Raw genomic sequence first — 7,207 nt, 5'->3', positions numbered from 1 at the left:
CAAGAGTGACGTCGGCGGTGTCGCGGTGAACCTCACGCCCGAGACCGTGGGTCCGCGCCTGCAAGCGATGGCGTCCGAGGTGGAGACCAAGGCCGGCCTGCGGCCGCAGCGCTTCCTCGTGCAGGAAATGGTGAGTGGTGGCACCGAACTGATCCTGGGCATGCACCATGACGTACTCGGCACTGCCATTCTGTTGGGCATGGGCGGCGTCACCGCCGAGCTGTTCAAGGACACCACGATGCGCCTGCTGCCGCCCCATGGTGGCTTGAGCCGCCAGGAAGCGCTTGCGATGGCGAAAGAGCTGAAGACCTGGCCATTGCTGGATGGCTTTCGCGGCCGCCCCAAGGCCGATGTCGAGGCTCTGGTGACTACCATCGTCGCCTTCTCCCAGATGGCAGCGCATCTGGGTCCGCGTCTGATCGAGGCCGAGATCAACCCGGTATTTGTCCTGCCAGAAGGGCAAGGCGTGCGCGCCGCCGATGGCGTCGTCGTACTGGCTGGCTGAGCGGATCAGATGCGTATTGCCTCAGGATGCGGACAAGCTATGGAACTCATCGCGCAACTGGAGGACCTCGCCCCACCCCATGTGGTTGCCTCGGCGCGCGGCGAGGAGATCGTCTGGCGCCGCTTCGGGACGGGAACGCCAGTGGTGCTGCTCCACGGCGGACACGGCAGTTGGCTTCACTGGGCGCGCAACCTGGAGGCACTTGCGGCCCGGCATGCGGTATGGGTTCCGGATCTGCCGGGGTATGGCGAGTCGTCCGCGCCGGTGGAGCCCACGCTGGCGTCCCTGGTGGGTGCGCTCTGCGACACCCTGGACCACCTTGTCGGCGTGGGCACCGCTGTCCATGTGGCAGGGTTCTCGTTTGGCGGCCTTGTTGCCGCCAGCGTGGCGCGCAGCCGTCCCGCAGTGTCCAGTCTGGCCCTGATGGGGCCCGGTGGCCATGGAGGCCCCCGGCGCCCGCGGGGGGAGCTGCAGCAGTGGCGTAGCGCACACGCCCAAGGAGATCATGCGGCGCTCGCCGCCGCTATGCAACACAACTTGCGCGTGCACATGCTGCACGATGCAGCCAACGTGGACAGTGCTGCGCTGCAAATCCACACGCAATCCTGTCTGAAGACCCGCTTTCGGAGCAAACCGCTCTCGCGCACCGGGCATCTTCCCGGCATCCTTTCGAGCTACCTCGGCCCGTTGTTGCTCGTATGGGGCGAGCACGATGTGACGGCAGTTCCGCAGCAAGCATTGCAAGTGCTTGCCCGCGGGCGGGCGAACTGCCGAACACACGTCCTGCCGGGGGCCGGCCACTGGGTGCAATACGAGGCCGCAGACACAGTCAACGCGTTGCTGCTGGAATGGCTGCGCGAAACCGACCAACAATTGGATGAGGAAAGCTGACATGCACGCCACGCAGATCTTTGCCCGCTACGCAGCGGAGTTCCATCGAGAGCCCTTGCCGCCTGAAGTGGTCCACCACGCCAAGCGTGCCGTGGTCGATTGGTATGCATCTCTGTTTCCCGGCCTCAGCGCCGCCCCTGTGCGTCAACTCGAAGAGACCTTGGCTGAAGACCTGGACCACGGCCGAGCCTTCCTTGCACGTGGTCGCTCGGCGACTGCGCGAGCTGCGGCCCTCATCAACGGCACGGCCGCGCACGCCGCAGAGGTGGACGACAGTTTTCGCGATGCCATGTATCACCCCGGTGCAGCCACCATCGCTGCGGCCCTGGCCACTGGCCAGGATGTCGGCGCCAGCGGACTTGAATTCTTGCGGGGCGTCGTCCTGGGCTACGAAGTGTCGACGCGCATTGGGGTGGTCATGGGTCGCCCGCACTACGAGTTCTGGCACAGCACGGGCACAGTCGGCAGCTTCGGCGCGGCTGCCGCCGCGGCAGGCCTGATGGCACTCGACGAGGCTGCGTTTGCACACGCACTTGCCACGGCGGCAACCTTTGCCGCTGGTCTGCAGCAGGCTTTCCGCATGGACTCCATGTCGAAGCCGCTGCATGCGGGCCGTGCCGCCGAGGCAGGCGTGCTCGCGGCCCAATTGGCGAGACGGGGCGTGACGGGCTCGCTCGACGTACTTGATGGTGAGGCGGGCTTTGGCCGAGCCATGAGCAATGGCCCTGACTGGTCCGAAGCCGGTGCAACGCTGGGGCAAGACTTCCACATCGCCCGGTTGACCTTCAAGAACCACATCGGCTGCGGGCACACCTTCGCGGCCATCGACGGCGCGCTTGAACTGAAGCAACGGCATGCTCTCGAGGCAAGCGAGATCGAACGCGTCCACGTGGCGACCTACCGCCCTGCACTCGACATCGCCTGCTACACGCACCCCACAACCGCCAACGAAGCGCGCTTCAGCCTCACCTACATCGTGGCAACTGCACTGGCGCACGGCAGCGTACGCCTGTCCGCCTATGAGCCGGCCCGATTGAACGATCCAATGACCCGCGCGCTGATGGAACGCATCAGTGTCGCAATCGATCCGGAACTCGATGCCGCCTTCCCGGGTCAACGCGCGGCGCGCCTGGTGATTGAAACTCGCGACGGTCGTCGGCTCGAACATTTGCAGCCCAACCGCAAGGGTGACCCGGAGCAAGCATTGACGGACGCCGAGCTCGAAAACAAGTTCTTGGAACTGGCTTCGCCCGTGATCGGGCCAGAAAGTGCCCAGTCGCTGCTGGCAAACATTTGGGCCCTGGACAGTCAGACCACACTGTCTTGCTATTGAAGTGCGCCGGGGTCCTTCCTATCTTGCTTTCGCTTGGCGCCGTGATTCTGCGAGCTGAGCGACGGGCCCAGCTTGGGCCGCCGGAGCTGGAGGTCAGCTCTACTTGCAAGCGGTCGTAAGTCGATGCCCTACCAAGGACCGCAAGTGGCCGCGAGCACCAATTCGCGGCCGAGCCTGACAGCTGAACTTCGGCATGATCGCCCGGTTGGCCAACGACCGCTATAGGCGAGTTTGGCGCGAACAGGCAGTCCCGGCCATGACCGGTCAGTCGTGAGCCCCCAAGGACTGGAAGCTGACACTCATCCGGCAAAAGCACCTTCTTCAGTCAGATTCTCGGGAGCGAAGTGACGCGGTCTCATCAGAACGTGCTGCATTGGCATCGGCGAAGGCATTCTTCCTCTTTCGATCGCGTACTCGGAGATTCTGGGCAAGGGCCAGCCCGAGCTGATAGCGGCCAAGATTCCTGCCGCGCTGATCGGCAACGTCGTCGCCATTCTCTCGAGCGGTCTCCTCAACTGGCTCTGCGAAAAGCGGCCAGACCTTAGCGGCAACGGATCCCTTGTTCGGGCCGGCGATGACAAGGCCATGCTCAAGAAGGAACACCATCGGCCGATCGACCTGATGTTGACGGTCTGCTCCTCACCTGCTTGTTCTTCATGCTTGGCGAGTTGCTCGCCCCGCTCACCGGTATCCCCGGACCCGTGCTGATGATCATCAGCATCGTCATCAAGGTGTTCAAGCTCAGGCCTGCCAGCATGGAATTGGGGGCGCACCAGATGTACAAGTTCATGACGTCAAACCTGACGTTCGCGATTCTGGTCGGGCTCGCGTGCTCTCCGTGCCGTGGAGCCAGATGGTGGCAGCGCTCACGCTGACCTACTTCATGGTCTTCCTGGGAACGGTTCTGGCGATCGTTGCCTCGGGCTTCCTGGTCGGCCGCTGGATGAAGATGTACCCGGTCGAGTCGGCCATCGTGACGGCGTGCCACAGCGGTCTAGGCGGCACAGGTGACGTTGCAATCCTGTCGGCTTCGAATCGCATGGAGCTCATGCCTTTCGCGCAGATCTCCACGCGCATCGGCGGCGCGGGCATGGTGGTGCCGGCCACGATTCTCTTGAAGATCTGCCACTGAGGAGGGGACGCATATGCGCGCGCCTTACCAACCGCCGCTGCCGTCAGCAGCGCTGCGCTGGGCTTCGAAGCGGCCCAGCATGAAGTCGACGAAAACACGCGTCTTGGCCGACATGTTGGCTTTGCTGGGGAAAACAAGATAGATGTCGGCCGGCGGCAACGACCAGTCGGTCAACACGACCCGCAGGCGGCCGGATCGAAGGTACGGCGCGGTGTCCCACATCGACCGCATGAGGATGCCGTGCCCATCAAGTGCCCAAGTGAGCGCGCAGTCCCCATCATTGCTACTCAAGGGCCCCCTGACCTTGACAGTTTCGCTTCGACTGCCGGAGCGCAGGTGCCAAGTTCCGAAGGTGTCGTCACTTTCGCGAATGAACAGGCAAGGGTGCCGCTGAAGCTCTCCAGGCTGGGTCGGGTCTCCAACTCGCTTGAGGTAGGACGGAGCGGCGCAAAGAATGCGCTTGTTCGGGGCCAGAAGGCGCGCGGTCAGGCGGGCATCTGGAATTTCACCGAAGCGAATGGAGGCGTCGAAGCCCTGCTCAACCAGATTGACTGGGCGGTCGGTCAGATTGAGTTGCACCTCAACGTCCGGATAGGCGCGAGCGAACTTCGAGAGTGCCGGCGCGATGTGCCGGCGGCCGAAGCCCAAGGTTGCGCTGAGCTTGATCTGGCCTCGCGGGATAGCTTTCGCGCCGGCCACCTTGCGCTCTAGCTCGTCCATATCCGCCAACACCCGCGCACCTTCGCTGACGTAGATCTCGCCCTCGGGCGTGAGGCTGATTCGACGCGTTGTTCGGTTGAGGAGACGCACCCCCAATCTCGCTTCCAGCGCAGCCAGGCGCTTGCTGGCCGACGGAGGCGTCACACCCAACTGCTGGGCCGCACCGGCAAGCGTGCCGAGCTTGATCACCAACGTAAAAAACGCAAGGTCAGAGTAGGTATCCATGCTTTCTATTCGTGCCTCAAACGCAAGTATGAAGTGTCTCTAGAGCCATTTATGTTAGTGCAGGATACATCTAAAGTTCATCCCATGGATAGGGTGTTGCAACGCTGAGGCAGTGTTCTGCAAACCCGAAGCGCCCAGGCAGCGATCGAAGGTCCAAGCAGTTTTCACCGTCAAATCTATCTTCCAGGAGAGTCTCAATGACATCTCGTACCCTGTACCAAAAGCTCGTCGACTCGCATACCGTGACCAGGCTCGACGAACAAAACGTCCTGCTGTTCTGTGACCTTCACTTGATGAACGAGTACACCAGCCCTCAAGCTTTCGCGGGGCTCCACGAGCAGGATCGCGAAGTCCTGATGCCCGCACAGAACGTCTCGACGGTGAGCCATGTCATTCCGACCCACCCTGTCGCGAATCGCATCATTCAGAATCCGGCCGCCGCCCTGCAGGCAAGCAACCTCAAGCGCAACTGTGTTCGCCACGGAATCCCCCTGTTCGATACCAACGACGCGCTGCAGGGGATCGAGCACATCATCGCCCCCGAGCACGGAATGATTCGCCCCGGCATGGTGGTGATCTGCGGCGATAGCCACACCACGACCTACGGTGCCCTGGGGGCGCTCGGCTTCGGCATCGGCACGTCGGAGGTGGAGCATGTCCTCGCCACCCAAACCCTGGTCTATCGCACGGCGGATGACATGCGGATTCGGGTCGACGGACAACYGCCGATCGGTACGACCTCGAAGGACCTGATTCTCATGATCATCAGCTGCATCAGTGCGCAAGGCGCGCGCGGCCATGCGGTCGAGTTCTGCGGCAGCGCGATCAACGCGTTGTCCGTCGAAGCACGATTCACGCTCTGCAACATGACCGTCGAGGCCGGAGCCCGCGGCGCGCTCATCGCGCCGGATCAAGCGGCTATCGACTACGTCTTGGCGCGCGCACCGGACATCACCGGTGACATTCGTGATCGCGCGCTGGCCCACTGGGCAACCCTCTACAGCGATGACGACGCCGTGTTTCACATCGAGCATCGCTTCGACGCCAGCGACGTGGCGCCTTACGTGACCTGGGGCACCAGCCCCGATCAGGCGATCCCCATCAACGGCAACGTGCCGGCACCCGAGGGCACGCAGCGGCTCAGCACTGAGCAGGCGCTGCGCTACACCGGCCTTGAGGCAGGCATGTCTCTCGAAGGTCTGAAGGTGGATCATGTCTTCATCGGGTCGTGCACGAACGCACGGATCGAGGACTTGCGAGCCGTCGCGAAGGTCGTCGAGGGGCGGCACGTATCCCCAATGCTCAGGGCAATGGTTGTTCCTGGTTCAGGCGCGGTCAAGGTTCAAGCCGAAGCCGAGGGGATCGCCAAGATCCTCGTCGACGCTGGCTTTGAATGGCGCCAGCCTGGCTGCTCCATGTGCCTCGCGATGAACGATGACATTCTTTCCCCGGGTCAACGATGCGCGTCGACCACAAATCGAAACTTCGAAGGGCGCCAGGGACGCGGCGCTGTCACTCACTTGATGAGTCCCGCCATGGCCGCCGCAGCCGCGGTCACCGGCCATATCACCGACGTTCGCCTCATGGACGTTGAAACCTCTGAAAGCGCCGTATGACTGAACTTGCCAACCGTATCGAGGGCATCGCTGCCCCCATCGAGATCGCCAACCTCGACACCGATCAAATCATGCCGAAGCAGTTCCTGCACGGCATCGACAAGTCGGGGCTTGATCTGGGACTGTTGTGGGATCACCGCTTCACCGGCGACGGTCAGGTAAAACCGGACTTCATCCTGAACAGCCCAGCGTACGCCGACACCCGAGTCCTCATCGCCGGCCCGAACTTCGGCTGCGGCTCCAGTCGGGAACATGCCGTGTGGGGGCTTCAGCAATTCGGCATCCAGGCGATCATTGCTTCCGCCTACGGCGAGATCTTCTATTCGAACGCCATGAACAATCGCTTGCTGGCCGTCATGCTCGCCGAGGAGGAAGTGCAAGCATTGCTCAGCGAATCGAGGCAAAGCTCAACGCCACTGCGCGTGTCGGTCGATGTGGAGACCATGACGGTCAAATCCCCGCAGCACACCTTCGCGTTCACGATGAGCGCGCGCCATCGCAGCATGTTCCTGCAAGGCTTGGACATGATTGGCGCTTCCTTGAGCCACAAGGCGGAAATCGAGGCATTCGCTGCCCAACATTGGCAAGCCCAGCCGTGGGTGAAAGACGTCGCCGGGCGAACGAAGGCGCGCCTCGACGCGCTCTGAGACCCAGCGGCAACAACCGCAGTGCCCTCGTGGGCGCCGCAATTCATCAAACCCAGGAGACAAACCATGCATCGTCGTCACGTACTTCTCTCGCTTGCTCTTTCCATCGGCGCATCGATCGGAGCGCACGCCCAGACC

7 protein-coding genes and 1 pseudogene are annotated in these 7,207 nt (G+C 62.8%); 7 read left to right on the top strand and 1 reads right to left on the bottom strand.

Going from position 1 to position 7,207, the window contains the following annotated elements:
• The 5 genes and pseudogenes from AC1DY5_RS35175 to AC1DY5_RS35155 form a co-directional block, all read left to right on the top strand.
• Positions 1-505 (top strand): acetate--CoA ligase family protein (locus AC1DY5_RS35175; RefSeq protein WP_478119066.1); only part of this gene is annotated, 505 nt, incomplete at its 5' end.
• A 39-nt stretch (positions 506-544) separates the two neighbouring features.
• On the top strand, positions 545-1,396 hold the full coding sequence (locus tag AC1DY5_RS35170; RefSeq protein WP_478119064.1) for an alpha/beta fold hydrolase: 852 nt from the start codon (positions 545-547) through the stop codon (positions 1,394-1,396).
• 1 nt (position 1,397) lies between these two features.
• Complete coding sequence (locus tag AC1DY5_RS35165) at positions 1,398-2,729, top strand: MmgE/PrpD family protein (RefSeq protein ID WP_478119062.1); 1,332 nt, start codon at positions 1,398-1,400, stop codon at positions 2,727-2,729.
• A 357-nt stretch (positions 2,730-3,086) separates the two neighbouring features.
• Positions 3,087-3,437: a 2-hydroxycarboxylate transporter family protein gene (locus AC1DY5_RS35160; protein ID WP_478119068.1), complete on the top strand. Its 351-nt coding sequence runs from the start codon at positions 3,087-3,089 to the stop codon at positions 3,435-3,437.
• Positions 3,386-3,861 (top strand): annotated as a pseudogene (locus AC1DY5_RS35155) (2-hydroxycarboxylate transporter family protein). The gene AC1DY5_RS35160 and the pseudogene AC1DY5_RS35155 overlap by 52 nt, the downstream one beginning before the upstream one ends.
• A 24-nt stretch (positions 3,862-3,885) precedes the next feature.
• Here AC1DY5_RS35155 and AC1DY5_RS35150 read toward each other — a convergent pair.
• Positions 3,886-4,806 carry a LysR family transcriptional regulator gene (locus AC1DY5_RS35150; RefSeq protein ID WP_478119060.1) on the bottom strand — a complete coding sequence of 307 codons (921 nt, stop codon included), beginning with the start codon at positions 4,804-4,806 and terminating at the stop codon, positions 3,886-3,888.
• A 197-nt stretch (positions 4,807-5,003) separates the two neighbouring features.
• Between AC1DY5_RS35150 and leuC the strand changes: the two genes are divergently transcribed.
• Both leuC and leuD read left to right on the top strand, forming a co-directional pair.
• Positions 5,004-6,422, top strand: coding sequence for a 3-isopropylmalate dehydratase large subunit (leuC, locus tag AC1DY5_RS35145; protein ID WP_478119058.1), 1,419 nt, complete (start codon positions 5,004-5,006; stop codon positions 6,420-6,422).
• A complete protein-coding gene (gene leuD / locus AC1DY5_RS35140; RefSeq protein WP_478119056.1) occupies positions 6,419-7,069 on the top strand; it encodes a 3-isopropylmalate dehydratase small subunit in 651 nt (216 codons plus the stop codon). The genes leuC and leuD overlap by 4 nt, the downstream gene beginning before the upstream one ends.
• Positions 7,070-7,207: the final 138 nt, after the last annotated feature.

The sequence above is a fragment of the Variovorax sp. P4_D9 genome (assembly GCF_056401695.1).
The sequence above is the reverse complement of the archived record's forward strand: the minus strand, read 5'-3'. Positions and strand labels throughout refer to the sequence as shown.

Excerpts from the sequence above, each read along its gene's own strand:
- leuD (WP_478119056.1), top strand. The coding sequence starts at position 6,419 with ATGACTGAACTTGCCAACCGTATCGAGGGCATCGCTGCCCCCATCGAG.
- AC1DY5_RS35165 (WP_478119062.1), top strand. The coding sequence starts at position 1,398 with ATGCACGCCACGCAGATCTTTGCCCGCTACGCAGCGGAGTTCCATCGA.
- AC1DY5_RS35170 (WP_478119064.1), top strand. The coding sequence starts at position 545 with ATGGAACTCATCGCGCAACTGGAGGACCTCGCCCCACCCCATGTGGTT.
- AC1DY5_RS35150 (WP_478119060.1), bottom strand. The coding sequence starts at position 4,806 with ATGGATACCTACTCTGACCTTGCGTTTTTTACGTTGGTGATCAAGCTC.